Raw genomic sequence first — 21,741 nt, forward strand, 5'->3', positions numbered from 1 at the left:
CAGTACCCGGGCTCACTCCTCTTTATCTGCGTTTAGCAAGGCCCCAGTAAGCAACTGAGGCAAATGCGGCAGCCAATAGCCAGTCGACACCAGCCATCACCCCTCCCGGCAGAAAAACGGCTAACAATGTGATGGCCATGCATGTCACCAGCAAAGTCAGTAGGGCCTGGGGATTCCAGCCATAACAATAGTAGTAACGCCCACCACTATCGCTTTGATACAACTGCTCAACGTCCAAAGCGCGCCTCTCTATCAAATAGTAATGTGCCAATATGACACCATAGGCTGGCGCCAGGAAAACTCCCATCCAGTTCACAAAAGCCACCAAGCCAATTTGCTTAATCACTGCGGGCCAGAGGGCGCTGATAAGAAAAGCCAGGGACAGAGTGATCAAAGACGCTCTGCGAAATCCCAAATACTTTGGTAGAAGGTTCGAAACATCGTTAACAGGAGCCACAAAATTAGCCACCACATTGATACCGGCGGTTGCAGTAAAAAAGACAATGGCGGCCAGCAAGGACAACTCTGGACTACCAAGCTTTTGCACGATATCAGTCGGGTTTGCCAGGTTCTGCTGAAAAACGGATTGGGCTGCGATGGTGGTAAGCAGAACAATTATCGCAAAGCCCGTCATATTGATAGTGATCCCCAACCAGTTCCCCCTTGTCATAACGGACTCATTCCTGCAGAAGCGGGCAAAATCACCATAACTGAGAATTATCGGGGCGTAGAGAGCCAGCATAGTGCCAGTGACTTTGAGCAGCTGGAACAGGCCATCGCCCCAGGATGCTACAGGCCGATCGAAGAAAGCAGAGGCCGTAACTGTAAATTGTCCATCACTGCGAATCACTAGCATCCACAACAGCGCGAGCATAACCCCATAAACGCAAGGCGCAGCCAGGTTAATAAACCACCGGATCGTGTTGATGCCTTTGAAAAATAAGAGAGCCTGGATTAAGGAAACCAGTACAAGAGATATCCAGTCGACCTGATCCATCGCCAACCACTGCCCCCCACCAGTTTGCGGCCACCACTCTCTCAACAACAGAGACATGGCATGGGAGGCAAACCACGTTTGCGCACCGTACCAAAATATCGCCACGCTGCCTCGGAGTAGCGCAGGGACATTAGCACCTCGAATTCCCATACTGGCCCTGGCCAACACGGGAAACGGTATGCCGCACTTAACACTCGGCTCACCGATTAAGTTTAATAAGATAATAATTAAAATTGCTGCAATAGCTATTCCAGCCAAAACCAACCATGCATTCGCATTTGGATCAAGAAATAAGGTTGCGGCCAGGGTATAACCAGCGAGGCTTTGCGCAGCATTGGCCCAAAGGTTAAACATCGTCATAGCGCCCCAGCGTTTTGCTGCAGGCTTCACCACTGCTAAATTCTCATTTATGAGCTGCAAAACATCACCTAAGTGTGTTTACTAAATGACACGCTAAAACAGCTACAACAAACCAGCTCTCCCAACAACGACAAACTAGCCGCTAGAAAGCGCCAGATTTAGCATTTGATAATATGTATTCCCTTTTACAATTGAGACTTATTTTCAATAAAATCCAAAAAGCCAAGCAGAGGTCAAAATTGTAGAAATCCAGCTAGTACAGGCGCACAACAATGAAATATATTGTGTCATCGCTGATTAAAGAAGATGCAATCAACAAGCACACTGACAAGCCCTGGTCAAACAAACGTGCAACTAAGGATATGAAGAACATTAACCAGGTCACATCAAAAAGATAGAAAAGGCCAATAAGGTTTTTGACGGCGGCACAACTTTTCAGCGAAAATAGGCGCAATTACTGACAATTATTGCACTCCCCATGTAGACATTTATTAGGGAGGCGCAACAATAGAACAATTTTCGAAAATTTAAGTGACTTAATCACTCAGGACCGAGGTAATCCTCCCCGAGACTACCAGTGAGGCGGCAGTACAATTCGGCGTTCCCTCACCATAAGCAATGTCTCAGCCAATTGGGAGCAATCGCCGCCAGTGGAAGTGAAGCAATACCCCGTTCTGCTGATGTATTTGCAGAGCCATCGCTGGCGTCACATCAACTTGAGTGCATTTTGTCGCTATCAGGCCACAACCAGGTTGGCCACGGCAGAAGGGTAGAAATATGGCTTGCTTACAGCATCCAGATAGGGAACAACCAGTTTACTTAATGGCACACCATACCATTGGGCGCCGCCAGGGTGCGGTAGACACAAGAATCACAAGCGCTGAAATATCGGGTATTCACGCCGCAGTGCAGTGGACAGGCACGCACTGGAATATTCGCGACCTGAGTCGCAATGGCACCTGGCTCAATGGTCATCAGTTGGTACCAGCAAAAAGCTACCCACTCCAGACTGGAGACAAAATCGCTTTTGGACGGGCTAATAACCCAGCCTGGATCGTCGAAAACCTCGACGCCCCTGAGAATTTACTGATCGACATCCACTCCGGGGAAGCCCAATCGCTGGAGCAATACCACCTGCTCCCCGACGAAAATGAGCCCCTCTCCAGCCTGCAATACAGCCCACTGACAGGCCAGTGGTTGTACGAGTTTAGCGGCCCATCTGCTGAGGATGGCGATAAAACCCTCGTTAACCATGGCGATAGAATCGATTGTGGCCTACATAGCTGGCAGCTCTTCCTGGCAGATAACCAAGGGGCAACGAAAGAGTTGTCACTGCAGCAGCTGTCTATTGTCGACTTTGAGCTGAAATTCTCTGTGAGCTCCCACGAAGAGCATGTGCAGTTACAACTGCAGCGGGAAGGTATGAAGCAGTCTTTACCAGCAAGAATCCACAACTATCTCTTGCTGTACCTTGCTCGTGCTCGCCACAAAGATATGCAGAGCGGTATGGATACTGACTCCCAGGGCTGGGTTTCTATTCAGGTAGCCACTCACGAGCTGGGTATCACCGTTAACCACCTGAACACCCAGATCTTCCGCGCCCGCAAACAGATCTCTGAATCACTACCTGATGCAGTGGATACTTCGAGCCTGGTAGAGCGTCGATCCTGGGAAATCCGTATTGGTTGTCCACAATTCGAAATTTATAAAGGCAACCAACTCGAGGCAAAAACAGAGCCGGAAGCAGTATAGCTTCGTCTGCAGCAAGGGGGCTTAAGGCTAAGCCCCTTCATTACCATTCAGTAATTATTTGCCAGGGTGGCGGAGCTGAATCTCTTATCCCTCGGCAAGAATTACAATGTCAGCGCAACCACCCTCTTATATCGGCCGATACAAGATCATCAGGCAGCTTGGAGCCGGGGGAATGGGGGTTGTGTACCTCGCCAAGGATGAGCGACTTGACCGAGAAGTTGCCATAAAGCGATTGCTCAATAACCCTGAAAACGAGTCTGCCTCACATCGAATTCGCCAGGAAGCATTGCTGCTCGCACAACTAAACCACAACCATATCGTACAAATTTACGATGTTGTGGAAGAGCAGAACGATGTAGCCCTGGTTATGGAGTATGTTGATGGCCGTCCACTCACCAATTGGACACGGGAGTTTAACCCCAGCCTCCGCCAGAAAATTCAGCTACTCAAGCAAATCACTACCGGTCTTGCCCGTGCCCATGCTGCCGGAATTATTCACCGCGACCTGAAAGCGGACAACATCCTTATTGACAGCAATAACATCGCAAAAATCGCTGATTTTGGTATCGCCCGGAGCTGGCAGGAGACGAAAGAAATCACCCGCGAGCAGCATATCGCCGGCAGCTGGTACGCAATGTCTCCCGAGCAGGCCCTCGGCGAGAAACTGGATAACCGCTGTGACTTATTTGCCCTGGGAATGCTCGCCTACCACTTACTTTGTGATCAGCCTCCCTTCGGCAAGCATGGAAGCCCATACGTTATTATCGATCGGATCATCAACAACCCGCACCCACCCGCAGGGGCCATAAACCCCGGACTTCCTACGGCGCTTTGCAAATTGCTGGATAAGCTGCTGGCCAAAAACCCGGACAAACGCCCTTTCAGTGCTGCCGTTGTAGCTACCGATCTGGATGTGGTATTGAGTCAATTAACATCGGACCAGGAAACCGCCGATGACCATGACATCACGATCACCACTGAAAACTTTCATGTACAACATCGACGTAAAAACAAAGGACGCGAACTTCTAGCTGGCATACTCCTGGCATCCGGTGCGATGTTACTCGGCTTAACCGCCGCTGTTTTTCCTCAACTTTCTCTATGGGGAAGTAAAGAACCCTCGGCAAAGTACATTGCGATCATTGAGCCAGACTTATCTAACCTGCGCAGCCGAGAGGAAAAACTGCTGGCCAATAACCTTCTCAGCTCCATCAAGCAGGGGCTTTCCGATCAACCAGCGCTACTACTGGTACCCTATTCGGAGTCTCAGCAACTAAAAGGCAAACCCTTGCGCGAGCAGGCACAAGCGCTCAACGCACAGCTGCTACTGCAATTTGCCTTGAACTGTGAAGCCGCCATCTGCGAAGCTTCCTTTGCACTGATAGAGGCCGAGGGGTTTGCTGAAATCGCCAACCGTAGTGCCATGCTGAACCTGGATGCACCGCTGGAGAGCCGCGCGCGTGTCTTGCAGCAACTGCACTATCTGCTTCCCAACTACCCAACAGAAAGTCAGGGAGCCCAGTTCAACCTTAGTCCCGAAGATTATCAGCAGTACCTCGAGATATTCGAACAGCGCAATAATGAAGCCAATGTTGCTGGGGCAATTACCAAGATTGAGACTCTACTAAAGAGGAACCCCTACTTTCCCTCCTACTATGAACTGCTGGCGGACCTATTGGCCACCCACCTATATCACTCGCGGGATACCAAAATACGCGGCCGACTCAAAGGGCTTCTCAAAAACATACCCGCAAAGATTTCCAACCACCCAACGGTGTTGGTCACTAAAGTGCGTATTGCCATCTTCCTGGCAGATATCGAGCTCACAGAGGCCTTACTCACAAAACTAAAGCTGCGACTACCTGATCAGGCCCTCTACTACTTCCTGCGTGCGAAAGCCTACCAGCGAGGGGGAAATTACAATCGTGCGCTGGAAGTCATTAACCAGGCACTCAATATTCGTACCAGCCCTCTCTATCTTCGTCAAAAAGCATTGACCCTGACCCTGATGGGGCAAATGGAAAAAGCGAGGCCCCACCTTTTACATGCTATCCGTCTCAACAATCAATATATTGATGCTATCTCCCTACTCGCAGCCAATGAATTGGACTCAGGCCGCCCCAAAGAGTCTATCCGGCTCCTTAGTGAGCTGGGCTTAAAGCATTTGGGAGACCGAGACACCTTTAACCTTTGCTTGTCCTATTACATCGAACAGCAGTTGCAAGATACGAAAAACTGCCTGAGCCATGTTGCTGAACGAGTCCCTAACGACCCCCATGTATATCTGCTGCTGGCAGAGATTGCCCGCCTGGAAAATAGACAGCTGCAATCACAAGAGTTTGCCCAGCGCGCTCTGGCCCTTGCACAAGAGCAGGAGGACTGGCTTGGATTGTTACTGCGGGCAAGGGCCTATTCTGAACTGGGCCAGGGTGAGCAAGCCATTGAGACACTATTAAAGATTGATAACACCGCGCCAAACGGCCTATTTGTCAATTACAGCCGCGCCCAGGTTTATATGGCCAGCGGCGATATGCTTTCCGCTAAAGCCTATATACGAAAGACTTTGGAGCTGGGCATGGCTCCAGTGTGGTTCACAACAATTGGCTTTCAACCTATCTGTACTCTAGGAAATTTTGACGATTTGCGCGCTAATCACCCAACATTATGTTCTGACAGGACTGACAACTAAACAGTCAAAAGCAAATCGAACAGAATGGAATAACGTGAACCATTTCCCTTTAAGAGGCGACAGATGCCTTCACGAAATTGTACTATCAGGTAAAATCCCCCATCCATCCGAGAAGAATTCAATACAATGGACGTAGTTGCGTTGGAAAAAACCGAGGAATATCAAGGCCGTTACAGGGTTGAACGCACCTTGGGTGCCGGCGGTATGGGCGTTGTTTACCTGGCTGAGGATATAAAACTTGGGCGCAAAGTAGCTATAAAACAGCTTCGATCCGACATGACCGGCAACTCTGCTGAGGCCCGCTTCCGCAGTGAAGCGCAGTTACTCGCACGACTAAACCACCCCAATATTGTACGACTGTATGATGTTATAGAGAAAGATCACAGCATTGCTTTGGTAATGGAGCTTGTTGAGGGAGTTACTCTAAAAGAGTGGATGCGTGAAAATTCACCAACCTTGGCAGAAAAGTTAGATCTACTGATGCAAATCTGCCAAGGCCTGAGCAAAGCCCACTGCCTAGGTATTATTCATCGGGACCTTAAACCTGAAAATATTTTAGTCACAACAGATGGCACAGCCAAGATCAGTGACTTTGGCATTGCCAAAGCCCTGGACTGCGATCAAGATTTAACCAGGGAAGACCATATTGCCGGCAGCGTACAAGCTATGTCTCCTGAACAGCTGCAAGGGGCAAAATTGGATGCTCGCAGTGACTTATTTAGCCTTGGAGCTATTGCCTATGAGCTATTGTGCGACTCAAAACCTTTTGAGCGTGGAGATAAGAGCGCTCTCGCTTTTGCTCAGCAAATTACCCAAAGTCCTCACGTCCCTCCGCAGCAATCATGGCCCGACATCCCCAAACCACTTGCTGCACTCTTAGACCGACTACTAGGAAAGCGTCCTCAACAGCGTCCTGAATCTGCACAACAAGTTTACGAGGCTTTAGATCTTGTATACAAGCATGGGATTGATGCCAGCACGCGACAATACTCAGAAACGGTTACTCAATTACTAATCAAACCCAAACAGAAAAGAGGTCTTGCTACTTTCTTTTTTCTAGCTCTGGCTATTTCCTGCGCAGCTGTTGTCTGGGGCTGGAAAGCCTTTACGCAATTACCGCCACAGTATATTGCCGTCCTTCCAGTTGAAATTAATGGATCAATTTCCGGAGGTGCCGACGAAAAAATGTTAGTTGAGGCCATGGTACGCCAAGGACTTCAAAGCACCCCCGCTCAACTCAAGTCCAGCGCACTGGTAAGTTACACACCCTCAAAAGACACCAGCCATGAAGAGCAGCTCCAAATCCTACATAATAAGGGAGTCACGGATGCATTACTCGCAAATGTAAACTGCATTCAGCTGCGCTGTAGCATAGAGCTTCAGCGTATCAATCCTGCTGACAGCCAAATCCGGGATCAAACTAGCTTTCTATTTCTTAGCGATAAACGACAGCAAGCTGAGTACACTATTGGAAATAACGCCGTAGAGCTTTTTGCGCAAAGCTATAGGAGAGAATCCCACAAAGAATCAAAGATGGAGCCAGAAGATTATAATAGCTACTTGGCTGTACTTGCCAAACTCGACAGTGAAAATAATGTTGGCAATGGTGATCTTGAAATCCTTGAGCAGCTTATAGGTAAATACCCAACCAACACAAATTTATATACGTCTTACACTTCAACAGCTATGGCTATTTGGGGAGCTACAAGCGATAACAAACTGTTATCTAGAGCCTTAGGTATATTGACAAGTGCTGATGGTTTTGGCGTAGACAAAACAGCTATCCTGGAAGCCAAGTTCGCCGTTAAATCCGTCAGTGATGATAGGCAAGGTTTCCTTGTCATTTTGAAAAAGCTTGAAGCCGAAGATCACCCCTCAGCTCACCTACTGACACAGTTCACTCGCTACCAATACATGCAAGGAAATTACGAGCAGAGCCTAGAGTACGCCAAAGAAGCTGCGGCACTCAACCCATCCTTCAACAATGAATATTATGTAGCGGTCAATACACTACAACTAGGCCGTTACGACGCTGCACGAGAAATCCTGCAAAGCATGGTAGAGACCTACCCTGGTAGATGGAAAGCATATAACCTCTTAAGTGTAATAGAACTCGAAAAAGGTAACCTAAAAGTAGCTGAAGAGCTAATCGGCAAGGTACCAGTAGGGTCTCGCGACTGGTCCACACGGTCCAACCTTGGCACTATTTTCTTTTTACAAAAAAGATATACCGAAGCACTCGCTGAATATCAAAGCATCTTAGCGGAGTACTCAGATAATATTCAGATGAATATACAAGTTGCTGAATGCTACATTATGTTATCCGACCGTGAGACAGCTAAAAAGTATTTTTCAAAGGTTATTGACTTAACCGAAACCAATACTGACATCACAAGCAGAAGGTATAGAGCTCAAGCCTTAGCTAATGTTGGGAGAATCGCGGAATCAATCGCTCTGATTAAAGAGCTAATACATATTTCACCAGAAAGCACCTACATTAATAAAACAGCAGCCAATATTTATGCCCTAGCTGAAGAGTGGCAGTCAGCTAACTACCACCTTGAGGAACTACTGAACCAGGGCATGAGTATTAATTTTTTATTTTTACCCGAATACCAAACACTATGCACACAACCTCATGTATCGAAAGGAGTACAAAAAGCAATCTGTAATTAGGAAATGGGGATTGGATTTATCGCAGCATCAGGGTCTCCAGACACAAAGTGCATGCCTGTTTCTGCATCTACACACATCCATAAGAAGGAGAACCTATCAGAGATTTCTTCTTTATCTTTGATTTTGATGATCAAAGTAGTGTACTCACCATCAACTTCCTTGGCCCTAGCGCGGAACTGATGACGGAAATCAGGAGTTAACGCGATCAGACCATCCAACTTATGGTTCTGGCGATAGCGAACAAATTCAAGATTTCTACCAGGAACCTTGGAAAGATCCAGAGTCACTTTTAAAGTGAGTACACCACCACTTTGGATATCAATATTCCAGTTACCAAAGTACTCTTCTTCACTTTCATTTCCAGCATTAAAAAGAGGCCAGTATTGGGGCTCTCTGCCCACCTGCTCTTGCGGCTGCAACATCAGCTCAACTGTCAGCCCCTCTTTGGGAACCTCAAGATTAAGCAGGGGGCGCTCAGCACAAGTTTTCATCTGTTTCATCCCTATATCTAAATTTGTTATATGATGCCACCAAAAGACAGTTTATTTTATATATAATACGTCTGTGACTGCGTCATCATAACCGGCTCCGACTGTAAAAAAGCCGATTGAACTAAAGCTACCAGCCCGAACAGATGGTCCCAACCATCAACGGTTACAAAAACACTATCAAGAGCAAAATTCGGCGTCCGTACCCGGACAAGCAATTCGATTAAATTGAGCAAGACTTCGCACCTGCCGATTCCAGCTTGACCACTCAGCTTGCACTGAATCCCTTTACTCCCTATCGCACACTCAGGCGATATGGGAATTAAATCCATCCGAAATCTTCTTGTGCGAGGTAGCTTTCCATGGCGAGGTAAGTGTTCCCACAATCGCCTGTACTCCCTCAATGGGAACTAAATGTACAGACTTAAGGACTACAGGTCGATCACACTTCATTACAGGTAATCACACGCTAAATATTTAAAGAGATACGAAGGGCGCACAAAGTCGCCATAGGACAAAAAAATTGTGTGATTGGTGCATAATCAAAGCGAAATCAAGAGTGCAATAATTATTTCTTTTTCACTTCAATGACACCGAGACTAAATTAAGGCCATGTATGTTTTCAAAATAAATATAAAGGCGCTCTGAAACTTGTTGAAATCGAATGACGATCCATTTCAGTAATTTAATCTGATTTGAATCGCGTCATAGAAGTTCATTGAAGACAGGAAATACTCCATGGGTAATAGTTCTTACAGCGGAATCAGAAGCTAAAAAAAAGCCGGCAGTAATAAAACTGCCGGCCCGAAATGATGGTCCCAACCATCGACGGTTACAACAACACTATCAAGAGCAAATTTGGCATCCATGCCCGGACAAGCTCATCCAAGAGAATCGACTAAGACTCTACACCTGTCGACTCCAGCTTGACCGTTCAGCTTGCGCTGAATCCCTTTATCTCCTCGCACGCCACCTGCGGCGTGCGAGGAAATTAAATCCTTGCGAAAAATTGTGGGGGCTGCCTTTCCATGGCGAGGCAACCATTACCACAGCCACCTACCCCCTCAACTGGAAGCTACTGTACAGATTCACAAATTACAGGTCGATCACGCCCAAACACAGCAAATTACACACTAATTACTCGCCAAGTGTTTTATACGCCGCACAGGACTGTTAGAGTCGTCGTATAACAAAAAGCATCACGTAGTGAGGACACAATGGAAGCGAACCTAGAAGATGTAAAAATTCTCTCTCCCCGACGCAACAGCACCGAGGCAAAAAATATTGATGAACTGGCAAAAGAGCAATTGCAGCACTTTTGTATTGATAGTGAATCAGAACATGGAAAGCTGTTGGAGCAGACCGCAACCCTGCTCTACCAGGCACAGGGAAATCTGAGCCAGCTATGGAGTCAGGTGACCGACACACTCCAACGTCTGGACAAGTCTGACAAGATTGCCTATTTCAATGCCAAGCGTTTTATGAGTTTCCAGCTGGCAAAATTATTGGACACCCTGCAAAATCCATTGCGAGCCAGCTTTCAAAGCCTGCAGGGGGACGACTTTAATATCACCACACGGGGTGGTTACCCCCTGTTCGATAATATTCCGGCTATATTTTCTGCAACCCCGGTAATTGCCCGAACAGCAACTTATATCTATGCCTGCACAGAGTGGGTGGACGATGCCTTTCGCGGGCGGGAACCGAGCCACGATATTTATTCGCGCCTACTCAACCCCACTTCCATTTCCCTGGCCAATGCCATTGTCGATTTGGAGTGCGGACCTGAAGCCAGTGAATATATGGCCTGGAATTTTAATTCCGGTATGGCTGCAATCGATGCGCTCCTGTCAAATCAATTGCGCCACGGAGATATCTTAATTGTTTCCAGGAATATTTATGGCGGCACACACCAGCTGTTACAGGATTTCTACGCGCGCAAAGACAAACTGTCCATCAATCTGGCCTGGTTTGATGGGACCACCGGTGAAGAGTTCGAAAAGCTGTTGGCTGACACCCAGCAAGCGTATGCAGATACGATCAGTGCTGGAGCAAAAATACATGTCTATATTGAGTCTCCATGCAACCCTCACGGGATCATGCTGGATGTGCCGGCTATCTGTAAAACCGCTCACCGAGAAAATATCCTGGTAAGCCTGGATGCCACCCTGGCAACCCCTTTCCTATATCAACCACTACGCCGCAAAGATAGGAAAGAGAGACCAGATTTTGTTGTTCACTCCTACACCAAAGATATCGGCGGCACCGGCGCTGCCACTGCCGGTGTGGTTATCGGCGAAAACCACCGTATGTTTATCCCAAAAGGCGATAGCGCAAAAGGCCTTAACTGGGATCAGTGCATGTTCTGGGATGTTTATTACATCAAGGGAGCTTTCCTGGATGCAGACAAGGCCTGGGAAGTGCACTGCGGTATGCGCACCCTGGAAATGCGTATGCTCACCAAGTGTATTAATACCCTTAGCCTCAGCCATTTTTTCGCCAGTCACAGCAAGATTCGTGTCAACAGTCACGCGGTGGAAACCCACCCCAACTCCGGGCTGCGTGAATCACTGATGCGCTACCACTTCCCCACACCATTATTCAGCATTGATATGGAAGCTGCGCAAATTCCCACCGAGGCCTTTAAGAGTTTCTTTGACGCCCTGGAACCCGCTTTCGGGCAGATGGTTAGCTTGGGCCAGACAAATACGATGGTTCTCTGCCCTGCCTTGACATCTCACTCAGAGCTCTCTCCTGAAGCGATGGAGGCGGCGGGTATATTCCCAACCACTATCCGAATCTCTGTCGGGGATGAGAATATGGCGCAGCTGGCCGCTCATGTAATCAACTGCGCGCGCCTACATCTCGACCCAATCAGCCCCGGATTTAGCAAGGGTTTTATCGCTCCTGAAGAGGCCGATAAACTCTTTACCCGTTTCTACCTCGAGTCACATCAGAAAGTGATAGAGACCCAGCCAAAAATTGTGGACTATCTCTAATAGCCGGAAACATGCCTATCACCGGTGGGATACAGCCGGTGATGGGCGCTTGTTGCACTATCTTATATCCCGTAGTATCACTCTTTCTGTCCACAATTTAATCAACTCAAAATGCCGAAACTCTCCCCGTGGCTCTTCGCCTGGATTCTGTGCTGCTTATCTACTGTTGCAATGGCGCAAGGCTATGAAAAGCTCTACAGTGATTATCGCGGCAGCCTCTACCAAATTCGACTTATCGAAAAATCCTCCAACTCAAAAGCAGGCTTGGGCTCGGGCTTCCAAATCTCTGCCGATGGACTTATAGCCACAAATTACCACGTGGTGGCTCAAGCGGTCAGCGAGCCAGACGAATATTCCCTGGAGTATCTTGCGGTTAATGGCGCCCGGGGGAAATTAACTTTACTGGATATTGATGTGGTCAATGACCTGGCGCTGTTGCGACAGGAAGAACCGGGAAAAGAATATCTGGAGCTGGCCACAAGCACCCCCAAGAAAGGAGAGACCATCGTTTCTCTCGGCAATCCCCTGGACCTGGGAATGACCTTGATTCCCGGCACCTATAACGGTATTGCCGGCGGTAGCTTCTACGATCGCATCCACTTTGCCGGTTCTATCAACCCCGGTATGAGCGGTGGTCCTGCAATCAATACCCAGGGACAGGTAGTTGGCATCAATGTGGCAACTGCTGGCAACCAGGTCAGCTTCCTGGTGCCAGTGGATAAGCTGTCGGCACTTTTAAGACACTATCGCGCGGAAGGAGGTACCCTCAATCTTAAACAAGTGACTTACCAACAGCTGCTGGATAACCAGCAACGAATTATTGATTCAATCCTTGGAGCCGACTGGCAGCGTCGCGCCCTCGGTGAAGCACAGGTCGTCGGTGAAATAATTCCAGCGATTAAATGTTGGGGAAATACCCAGGAGAGTGAAACCAATCCGATCAAGCGTATTGATAAAGGGTGCACCGGGCAGGATGTTATTTTTCTGTCCGACGACTTCAACACCGGGCGTGTGGAGTATGAGTTTTTCTGGCTGGAGGCCAAGGACCTTTTGCCCGCACGCTTTTACGCTGAGTATGAAGGACAGATGGACTCTTTCTATCCTGGCAACAGCGCTGGTGAGGAAGACGTAACCAATTTTCGCTGCCAACAAAAATTCACTTCTCAGGAACGCGGCGAGGAGCCTTCAGTATCCAAGCCGGATCGCAAGCGTAAGCCCCTGATCGCTCGCACCAGCTATTGTGTCAGGCGCTACAAGGATTTTCCTGATCTCTACGATATTTTCTTCCTGAGCCTAAGTGTCGACCAGAAAAATCGTGCGCTGGTCAGCCACTTTACCCTGTCAGGCTTTACCCAGAAGTCCGCCGACGCCTTTACCCAGAAGTTCACGAGCGAGATCCAATGGCCCTGATTATTGAAGAACTCAATCGCGCCCACCGGGTGCAGCTGCGATACCGTATGGACGGGGATAGATTTACCCTGGGCCGCGCTTACGATAACGATGCGATTTTGGAAGACATCCATTCCGATGCCTACCATGCCGAGATCAAGCGAGGAGAGGATGGCCAATACATCTTACACGACCTCAATTCGGTCAACGGCTGCCAGCTTTTGGGAAACCTGAAAGACAAGTCAGTTAAGCCCGATACCATCGCTGAGCACAGGATTTCCTCCGGTGATCTACTGCAGTGTGGAAAGTCCCGCTTTAGGATTTTTCATACGGATGACCCAGTACCTGAAGCCACCCCACTCCACTCTCTTGAGAATCTGTTTTCAAGCCTGTCCCACCCGCTAGGAGCAATCCTCCTACTGCTTTGCTTTGGCTTCGCCAGCGTACTCATGAGCTATCTCGGTTACGCCCGCACCTATGAGTGGACCATTGCCGTCAATATTCTTGCCACCGCCATTATTGGCATGGTGATTTACGCCGGAGTCTGGGCATTTATCGGCAGGGTGGTCAGGCATGAAACGCACTTTTTTACCCATCTTTCCATCGCAGCTATAGGTGCTCTCACTTACACCGTCTGGGAATGGCTGAGAGGGCTGATCAACTTCAATTTTTCCATCGGCACCACTATTCAAGTCCTGGACTTCCTGGTGCTTGCCATCATATTACCGGCAATGCTCTGGTCAGCCTGCTACCTGGCCACCAACCTGGCGAGGGGATGGCGCTGGACAGTGGCACTGACACTGCCACTGGCATTCCTCGGTCTTGGCTTGGCTGAGAGTATCAGTAATTTAGACGAATTCAGTGAGACCCCAGAGATATCTACTGAACTCAAATACGATAATATGCTGTTTCGCAAACCTGTTCCCATGCAGGAATTTATTGGAAGTTCAGGCGACCTGTTTGATATACCAATAAAGAAAAAAGACACTGAAGAGGGCACTGAAGGCTCTTCCAGCGACAATCAAAGTAGTACCCCAGAGGTAGAATCATGAGCAAGATTTATTGGAGTCCCGGGCTCGATCAGTTGGAGCCCTACACGCCCGGGGAGCAACCGAAGAGTGAAAACCTGATAAAGCTCAATACCAATGAAAACCCCTACCCTGCCTCTCCCGAAGCTTTAGGGCTCTTGGAGCGGCACGACTTTGCCGATGCATTGCGCCGCTATCCCGACCCGGAATCCTGTGAATTGCGCCGCGCCATCGCCGACAAGCACAACCTCTCTGCCGAGCAGGTGTTTGTGGGCAATGGCTCCGATGAAGTACTGGCACTGAGTTTTTACAGTTTTTTCCGTCGCAGTGAACCTCTGCTTTTTCCAGATATCACCTACAGTTTCTACCCGGTCTATTGCCAGCTTTTCAATATCAAAAGCCGCACTGTTCCCCTGCACAGTGATTTCTCTATCCAGCTTGAGGACTATGCCGCTCCCGCAGCTGGTGTAATTATTCCCAACCCCAATGCACCCACGGGACGGTACCTGCCGCTAGAGCAAATTGAGCAACTTTTGCGCTCGCAACCCGAGCGGGTGGTGGTTATTGACGAGGCCTATATCGATTTTGGAGGCCAGAGTGCAACAACACTGATCGATCGCTATCCCAACCTGCTGGTAATTCACACACTGTCAAAATCCTATGCCCTTGCAGGACTTCGCCTGGGCTTTGCCATGGCGCAAAAACACTTGATCGAAGGGTTGCTGAGAGCCAAGAACTCTTTTAACTCCTACCCCATTGATGCTATTGCGCAGCGTGTGGCCACCGCAGCAATCCGCGATACTGCCTGGCACAGCGACAATTGCGGCAAGGTCATCGCCACACGAGAGCACAGTGAGCGGACGCTTACAGACCTGGGGTTCAAAGTAATCCCTTCCCAAGCCAACTTCCTCCTCGCCAAGCCCCCCGCGCCCGGTGCGGAAGCCTTGTATCTGGCACTGCGCGAGCGGAATATTCTCGTACGCTATTTCAACAAGCCCCGTATCAGTGAGTACTTGCGTATATCTATCGGCACCGATGAGGAAATGGAGCTGTTCATACGGAACTGTAAAGAGATACTTGCGTCACAGAGCTAGTACTCTGTCTGTCTATACTCGTCGAGCGCCGCCTTAGGTGGCCCGACAACTGTGACTTATTGGTATCCAGGGACCCATGCACCCGACATCTCAAAATTCAGTATCCACTACCGAGGCCGCTGGCCCGCTTAAAGCCGGATTTTTACGGCAATTAATCCACACTATTCTCCTCGCCTCGGCCTTGGCGAGCGGCACCGTCAGTGCTAACGCCTGGGATAAGGTCGAAGGGCCCAGTGCACAGACACCATCGAGTATTGGCACCTACACCAATGGCTGCCTGAGTGGCGGGGAAACCCTGCCATTGAGGGGAGAGGGCTATCAGTTAGTAAGAACTGGCCGCGATCGACATTTTGCCCACCCCCAGACCATTAACTTCCTGAAGGAGTTTTCCCAGAGCGTGGCACAGAAAGATCTGGGCAGAATCCAGATCGGCGACATGTCTATGGCTCGAGGGGGCCCTTTCGGCAGTGGTGGGCATAACAGTCACCAAACCGGCTTGGACGTAGACATCTGGTATTCCCAGGACCGGCGGGCCCTAGAGCGTCCCCTCACCCCATGGGAGCGTGATAATATCTCTGCCGTTGCCTTGGCTGATGAGCGCAAGCACCGCCTAATCCCTGAAAATTGGGACGACCGGGTTCCCAAAATCCTGCGCCTGGCCGCAGAAGACCAGCGGGTCGAACGAATTTTTGTCCACCCGACTATCAAACGCCACCTGTGCGAAATATCCGGTGAAGATAACGAGTGGCTGCGCAAAGTGCGCCCCTGGTGGGGGCACAATTACCATTTTCATGTGCGCCTGGCCTGCCCAGAGGGAAGCACCAACTGTAAGCCCCAGGCACCAGTGACTACGGCAGCCTGTGGCAGTGACCTGGATTGGTGGTTTAGCGATGACTTCTATGCAATTCTCAATGGCACTAAACCCCAGCCGAAACAGAAAAAGCCGAAACCAAAGACCTTGCCCCAACAGTGCGAACAGGTATTAACCGCACCTTCGGCAGGCACTACGACGGAATAATTTTATGATTAACACCTTGCTTATCTGCGGCGGTGGCGGCAGCGAGCACGACGTATCCCTCAGAACCGCTGATTTTATCGAGAACAAGTTGTCAGCGGCAGAGGACATTGCCCTACTGCGGGTGGAAATGGATAGCAGTGGTTGCCTCACCGACAGCCAAGGCCGGGTTTACCATATCTTTTACGATCGCAAAATCCGCGATGAAGAAGGTAATTCCTGGGATGTTGACTACGTAATTCCTGCAATTCACGGTTACCCAGGAGAAACCGGCGATTTACAGTCGCAACTGGATATGTTCGGTATCCCCTATTTCGGTTCTGCTCCAGAACCCAGCAAAATCTGCTTTAACAAAATTAAAACCAAAATGTGGCTCAGTGCCCTGGGTATTGAGAATACCCCTTATGAGTTTCTGCACAGCCTGGAAGACGAAGAACTGCAAAAAGCCCACGATGCGCTCAAGAACTGGGGCGAAGTTTTTGTTAAAGCCTCCAACCAGGGGTCTTCCGTTGGCTGTTTCAAGGTCAGTGACAAGGAGGAACTGGAGGCTGCGATAGAGGATGCTTTCAGACTCTCCCCTTATGTGCTGATAGAAAAAGCGCTAAAAGCCAGGGAGCTCGAGGTTGCGGTTTACCACTACAATAATGATGTCGTCGCAACCCGCCCGGGAGAGGTGCGTGCTCCATCGGATACTTTTTACACCTACAAGGAGAAATATGCCGAGGGCAGCCGCGCAGTCACCTTTATCGAAGCTGCAGGTCTGCACGAAGAGCAGCTGAAGTGGATTGCCGAAGTTTCCCTGCGCACTTTTAAGGCCCTGAAGCTCAAGGATTTGTCCCGCATAGACTTTTTCCTGACAGAGACTGGCGAACTCTACCTCAATGAAGTGAATACCTTCCCCGGCATGACCCCCAACTCCATGTTCCCCAAAATGATGGAAAACCATGGGCACAATTTCACTGAGTACCTGACTGGACTGATTCGCTCTGCAGTGTCTTCATCCAACCCCAAGACTTAATAAGAAAAGGGGCCTGTTGGCCCCTTTTCTTATTTAAACATATTAATTCTATAGGCTAATGCAGCAACCACCCCTGTTGGCGCCGCCGTGAAAATTGACCACGCAAAAACTCCATCTGGTCCCCGCGAATCCGCTCACTGTTGATCAAGGCAAGATATTCGGCAGCATTGGGGCAGAAGGGCAAAGCCAATAATTCCATATCGATATTTTCCAATAACTGATTGCCCTTGTGCTGGTTACAGCGCCTGCAGGCTGCAACCACATTCTCCCAGGAATCAACGCCGCCTTTAGATACCGGGATAACATGGTCCCGGGTTAAATCCACACTTTTAAATAAATTGCCGCAATAAAGGCAGGTATGGGAATCGCGAAAGAAAAGCGCCCGATTTGTCAGTGGCGGGCGCCGGCGCGGGCGAGCCATGCGCGCACCACCACAGGCGATAATAGCGGCCAGATCCAGGCTGGAGCGATCGCCATTGCGATTAAAGCCTCCACGCACCCGCTGGACAACGCCTCCCAGAGACCATGTAACCAGCTCCCGCACGTATAGACAGGATGCCTCTTGCCAACTCAACCACTCAAGCGGTTGTCCCGCCAGATTTAAACGCAAAATTCTCGCATGCATAACCTCGCCTCCCCATAGTCGAATAGAACAAGGCAGCCTCGGAACTGCTTCCGTGTAACCAAAGTCGTGATTATTAAAAATAAAAAAGAAGCTATGGAGTGACAGTTCGAAGAGGCTGGGTGACAAAGTGAACCGCATTGCTCAGCTTTGGAGACAAACCTTCCATTCGACAGTAAAAAATTACTCGCAGACCAGATGGGCAGATCTGAAAGTTTTTTCACCAACGATGATAGAGGTGCCCACAGGCGTGAAATTGCCTTGGGTAATACGGGCACTTCTGCTGATAGATTACTGAATGCGCCACCCTCCACCGGCCCAAGGGTAATTTGGCCGGTCTATCAACATTAAAGCGGATAACCATTACAAATTCCAGACAGCCACAAAAATCTGGGGGAATATCAGCAAATTACAAAGGAAAAGTGTAAATTGTGGGGAGTGCTGCGATAGAAAATGACGAATTTAAGTGGGGTGTAAAACACCGCCCAGGCAATCCGGCCCGGGCGGTGCGTCTCACAGGATGGTGCCCATATCCCTAGGGCGAGCGGCGCATTCCATTTATCCATTGCCGCAGTAGTGCAGTCCCTTTCGCGTCCTTGCAAGTTAATTATGGACATCAAGGAAGAAAAAAGTAGGGGGAATCTGCTGAATTTTGTGTAAGAGATATCTCACAAATTGAGTTACCTGTTACAAAAGGGAGGGGAGACAGGAAATTAATCCCGTGTTAACTATAGGGGTAAATAGGCAAGCGCGGCAACTATAAACATCTTTATTTCAAGTTCAATCGATACCATGAAGAAAACGTTGAAATACACGCTAATATTTTTTATTGCCCTTGGAGCGGTGTTATCTACCGCCTTGGCCACCTTCAAATCCAGCGTCAGCGTGCCTTGGCGCCAACTGGTCGGAGGCGTTAAAACAACAGAAAAAGAAGTGACAGTCCGCTTAACCCCAGCGGATGGGTATTCGGTTCAGTTATTTTCTGGGGATGTTCCCGGGGCGCGCTGGCTCACAGTAACTCGAAATGGAGACATTATCGTTTCACAGCCCAAGCTGGGAAAAGTTTCACTTTTATTACAGGATAAAGACAGCGATGGTCGCAGTGATGGTCAAAAGGTCTTAATTGATAAACTTCAACGGCCGCACGGATTATTGCTGCACGATAGCTGGTTATACATTGCGGAAAGTGACGCCGTTGGACGGGTGCCGTTTGATCACTCCGATGGACGACTGGCCGGACGCTACCAGCGAATTATTGAAAACCTTGAGGATGATGGACACTGGACCAAAACCATTGATATGAGCCCCGATGGATGGCTTTTTCTCAGCAGTGGTTCCAGCTGCAACGTTTGTATTGAAAAAGATCCTCGTCGCGCAAGTATCATGAGAATGAAACCAAATGGAGATAAATTTGAAATATACGCCACCGGCCTGCGTAATAGTGTGGGGTTCGATTGGTCTCCAAAAGATGGCGGACTTTACGCAACAGATAATGGCCGCGATTGGCTCGGCGACAACCTGCCGCCAGATGAGCTCAACCTGATTCGCAAAGACCAATTCTACGGATGGCCCTACGCCTATGGTAACCGGGTTCCCGATCCGGATTTTGGAGTAGATGCAGGCCCTGAAATTCAGCAAATAATTGCTGACTCAATTCCCCCCGTGGACGAGTTTCGCGCTCACAATGCGCCACTCGGTATTAAATTTCTGCGCAGTGCAGAACAGCCTCAGGATTATCGCCATGCAGCACTGGTCGCTCTGCATGGCTCATGGAACCGCAGTGTAAAAGATGGCTATAAAGTTGTCTCCCTGCACTGGAGTGACGACGGAGAAATTCAACAGAGGGATTTCCTGTGGGGTTTTCTCAGCGATAACCGCCAAACGGTTTACGGCCGCCCTGTCGCCATCGCCGAGGATAAACTGGGCAACATCTATATTTCCGATGACTACGCCGGTGCAGTTTATCGTGTTAGTCAGGGAACCCCTCGCCAAACTGTATTGACGACACAGCGGCCACAACTGCAAAAAACGTCCACAGCCAACGCACTTTCAATAGATACCGAGGTAGTGCAACTGGGCGCACAACTCTATCAGTCTAACGATTGCGCCCACTGCCATCAGGCCCAGTTTCCTCTGCGCAACCTTTCAGCTAAATACACAGCGCAGACCCTGGCTGACTACTTCGATGCCCCAACACCCCCAATGCCTAACTACAACTTTACGGCGGTGCAGAAAAAAGCCCTGGCACACTATCTTTTATCCCGGGAGTCGAGTCTCTAGAAATTGCTCGTCTAAATGGCACTGCGAAGAGGCCCCCGAGTGAGGGGACCATAGAATTGACCCCCGCAGCGCCAGCCGCTAAGGTTGCCCCGCAATTAAGAGGCGATGCTATGGCGGCGAAGAAAAAAACAGCAACTTTTGAAGAGAGTCTCGAGGCGTTGGAACAGCTGGTTGAGCGACTCGAAGGCGGAGACCTTCCCTTGGAGGAGGCTCTCGCTGATTTCGAAAAAGGAGTGAAGCTCACCCGGGAGTGCCAGCAGAAGCTCGCCAAAGCTGAGCAGAAAGTGAAGTTGTTAATTGAAGAGAGCGGCAACATCCGCGAGCTTCCCTTTGATGCCGACGAAAACTCCGGGGACCCAGTTTAAGTGAGATCCGCAAACCCTCCAGAGCAACTGAAAGCTTTCCTGCAAGCTTCGTCTGCTCGTGTCGAGACCAGAATTCAACAGGCACTTGCATCCCCTATCAGCGGTGCAGAAGAGCTGTTCGAGGCTATGGGCTACGCCGCACTGGGCCCCGGAAAGCGCCTTCGCCCGGCCCTCGTCTACGCCTGCGCCCAGGTTTTTCGGGGTGTTGATTTTGACCTGGCCTATTGCGATAGCACGGCGGCGGCGCTGGAGTGCATTCACGCTTACTCCCTGATCCACGACGACCTGCCGGCAATGGATGACGACGACCTGCGCCGAGGTCGCCCCACCTGTCATATAGCCTATGGCGAAGCCACAGCCATTCTCGCCGGCGATGCACTTCAAACCCAGGCATTCGAGTTGCTCCTTGCTGAACAGCTCGACCCCCAATTGCTGTTACAGCTTATGCGTGAACTTGCCACTGCGGCGGGGGCCAGGGGTATGGTCGCCGGCCAGGCTATCGACCTGGATTCCGTTGACCAAACCCTCACCCTGGATCAGCTGGAGCCCATGCACCGTCTCAAGACCGGAGCCCTGATCTGTGCCAGCGCGCGTATGGGCGCACTGCTGGGCGGTGCCAGCGAAGGGGAGTTAAAGATTATTACCCGCTACGCCCAAGCCATTGGCCTGGCATTCCAGGTTCAGGACGATATTCTCGATATCACCGCTGAAACCGCTATTCTGGGCAAAACCCAGGGCGCTGATGCCCAGCGCAACAAGCCCACTTATGTCTCCCTTCTCGGCGTCGACGGCGCCCGGGAAAAACTGGCAAAATTGCATGCCCAGGCCTCCCAGGCACTGCAAAGTCTCGATGGCGATACCCTGCTACTACAGCAGCTCGCAGACTATATCGTGCAGCGCGGACACTAAGTCACAGCCTTGCCTGTGGGGTTTGGGATGCAATATGCCCGCCACGGGCATACAATCCCC

15 protein-coding genes are annotated in these 21,741 nt (G+C 49.8%); 12 read left to right on the forward strand and 3 right to left on the reverse strand.

Annotation, left to right across the window (positions count from 1 at the left end; all coding sequences use genetic code 11):
• Positions 1 to 22: 22 nt before the first annotated feature.
• Positions 23 to 1,417: a cytosine permease gene (locus BTJ40_RS18910; RefSeq protein ID WP_108734533.1), complete on the reverse strand. Its 1,395-nt coding sequence runs from the start codon at positions 1,415 to 1,417 to the stop codon at positions 23 to 25.
• Between the two features lie 717 nt (positions 1,418 to 2,134).
• Here BTJ40_RS18910 and BTJ40_RS18915 point away from each other — a divergent pair.
• The 3 genes from BTJ40_RS18915 to BTJ40_RS18925 all read left to right on the forward strand — a co-directional run bounded on the left by BTJ40_RS18915 (position 2,135) and on the right by BTJ40_RS18925 (position 8,474).
• On the forward strand, positions 2,135 to 3,109 hold the full coding sequence (locus BTJ40_RS18915) for an FHA domain-containing protein (protein ID WP_238152062.1): 975 nt from the start codon (positions 2,135 to 2,137) through the stop codon (positions 3,107 to 3,109).
• Positions 3,110 to 3,215: 106 nt separating this feature from the next.
• Positions 3,216 to 5,798, forward strand: coding sequence for a serine/threonine-protein kinase (locus BTJ40_RS18920; RefSeq protein ID WP_108734535.1), 2,583 nt, complete (start codon positions 3,216 to 3,218; stop codon positions 5,796 to 5,798).
• A gap of 126 nt (positions 5,799 to 5,924) precedes the next feature.
• Positions 5,925 to 8,474 carry a serine/threonine-protein kinase gene (locus tag BTJ40_RS18925; protein WP_108734536.1) on the forward strand — a complete coding sequence of 850 codons (2,550 nt, stop codon included), beginning with the start codon at positions 5,925 to 5,927 and terminating at the stop codon, positions 8,472 to 8,474.
• On the opposite strand, the gene BTJ40_RS18930 is transcribed toward BTJ40_RS18925, so the two are convergent.
• Complete coding sequence (locus BTJ40_RS18930; protein ID WP_157954166.1) at positions 8,471 to 8,974, reverse strand: hypothetical protein; 504 nt, start codon at positions 8,972 to 8,974, stop codon at positions 8,471 to 8,473. The genes BTJ40_RS18925 and BTJ40_RS18930 overlap by 4 nt on opposite strands.
• A gap of 1,205 nt (positions 8,975 to 10,179) precedes the next feature.
• Here BTJ40_RS18930 and BTJ40_RS18940 point away from each other — a divergent pair.
• From BTJ40_RS18940 to BTJ40_RS18965, 6 genes are all read left to right on the forward strand, one after another.
• Positions 10,180 to 11,961 (forward strand): PLP-dependent aspartate aminotransferase family protein, encoded by a 1,782-nt coding sequence (locus BTJ40_RS18940; protein WP_108734539.1) that lies wholly within the window; start codon positions 10,180 to 10,182, stop codon positions 11,959 to 11,961.
• A 111-nt stretch (positions 11,962 to 12,072) separates the two neighbouring features.
• Positions 12,073 to 13,371 carry a S1C family serine protease gene (locus BTJ40_RS18945; RefSeq protein ID WP_108734540.1) on the forward strand — a complete coding sequence of 433 codons (1,299 nt, stop codon included), beginning with the start codon at positions 12,073 to 12,075 and terminating at the stop codon, positions 13,369 to 13,371.
• Complete coding sequence (locus BTJ40_RS18950) at positions 13,362 to 14,402, forward strand: FHA domain-containing protein (protein ID WP_108734541.1); 1,041 nt, start codon at positions 13,362 to 13,364, stop codon at positions 14,400 to 14,402. The genes BTJ40_RS18945 and BTJ40_RS18950 overlap by 10 nt, the downstream gene beginning before the upstream one ends.
• The gene (gene hisC / locus BTJ40_RS18955; protein WP_108734542.1) at positions 14,399 to 15,472 is read left to right on the forward strand and encodes a histidinol-phosphate transaminase; all 1,074 of its coding nucleotides are present in this window, start codon (positions 14,399 to 14,401) and stop codon (positions 15,470 to 15,472) included. Before BTJ40_RS18950 ends, hisC begins: the two co-directional genes overlap by 4 nt.
• Before the next feature lie 76 nt (positions 15,473 to 15,548).
• Entirely contained in the window at positions 15,549 to 16,490 is a 942-nt protein-coding gene (gene mepA / locus BTJ40_RS18960; RefSeq protein ID WP_108734543.1) for a penicillin-insensitive murein endopeptidase, read from the forward strand.
• A 4-nt stretch (positions 16,491 to 16,494) separates the two neighbouring features.
• Positions 16,495 to 17,505, forward strand: a complete 1,011-nt coding sequence (locus BTJ40_RS18965; protein WP_108734544.1) for a D-alanine--D-alanine ligase — start codon at positions 16,495 to 16,497, stop codon at positions 17,503 to 17,505.
• 55 nt (positions 17,506 to 17,560) lie between these two features.
• On the opposite strand, the gene BTJ40_RS18970 is transcribed toward BTJ40_RS18965, so the two are convergent.
• The gene (locus BTJ40_RS18970; RefSeq protein ID WP_108734545.1) at positions 17,561 to 18,130 is read right to left on the reverse strand and encodes an HNH endonuclease; all 570 of its coding nucleotides are present in this window, start codon (positions 18,128 to 18,130) and stop codon (positions 17,561 to 17,563) included.
• An 801-nt stretch (positions 18,131 to 18,931) separates the two neighbouring features.
• Here BTJ40_RS18970 and BTJ40_RS18980 point away from each other — a divergent pair.
• Genes BTJ40_RS18980 through BTJ40_RS18990 form a run of 3 tightly spaced genes read left to right on the forward strand, consistent with a single transcriptional unit; the run spans position 18,932 to position 21,681 of the window.
• Positions 18,932 to 20,407: a PQQ-dependent sugar dehydrogenase gene (locus BTJ40_RS18980; RefSeq protein ID WP_202862919.1), complete on the forward strand. Its 1,476-nt coding sequence runs from the start codon at positions 18,932 to 18,934 to the stop codon at positions 20,405 to 20,407.
• 56 nt (positions 20,408 to 20,463) lie between these two features.
• Positions 20,464 to 20,772, forward strand: a complete 309-nt coding sequence (locus BTJ40_RS18985) for an exodeoxyribonuclease VII small subunit (protein ID WP_369974262.1) — start codon at positions 20,464 to 20,466, stop codon at positions 20,770 to 20,772.
• On the forward strand, positions 20,773 to 21,681 hold the full coding sequence (locus BTJ40_RS18990; protein WP_108734548.1) for a polyprenyl synthetase family protein: 909 nt from the start codon (positions 20,773 to 20,775) through the stop codon (positions 21,679 to 21,681).
• Positions 21,682 to 21,741: the final 60 nt, after the last annotated feature.

This window comes from Microbulbifer sp. A4B17 (assembly GCF_003076275.1).
Taxonomy (GTDB): Bacteria; Pseudomonadota; Gammaproteobacteria; order Pseudomonadales; family Cellvibrionaceae; genus Microbulbifer.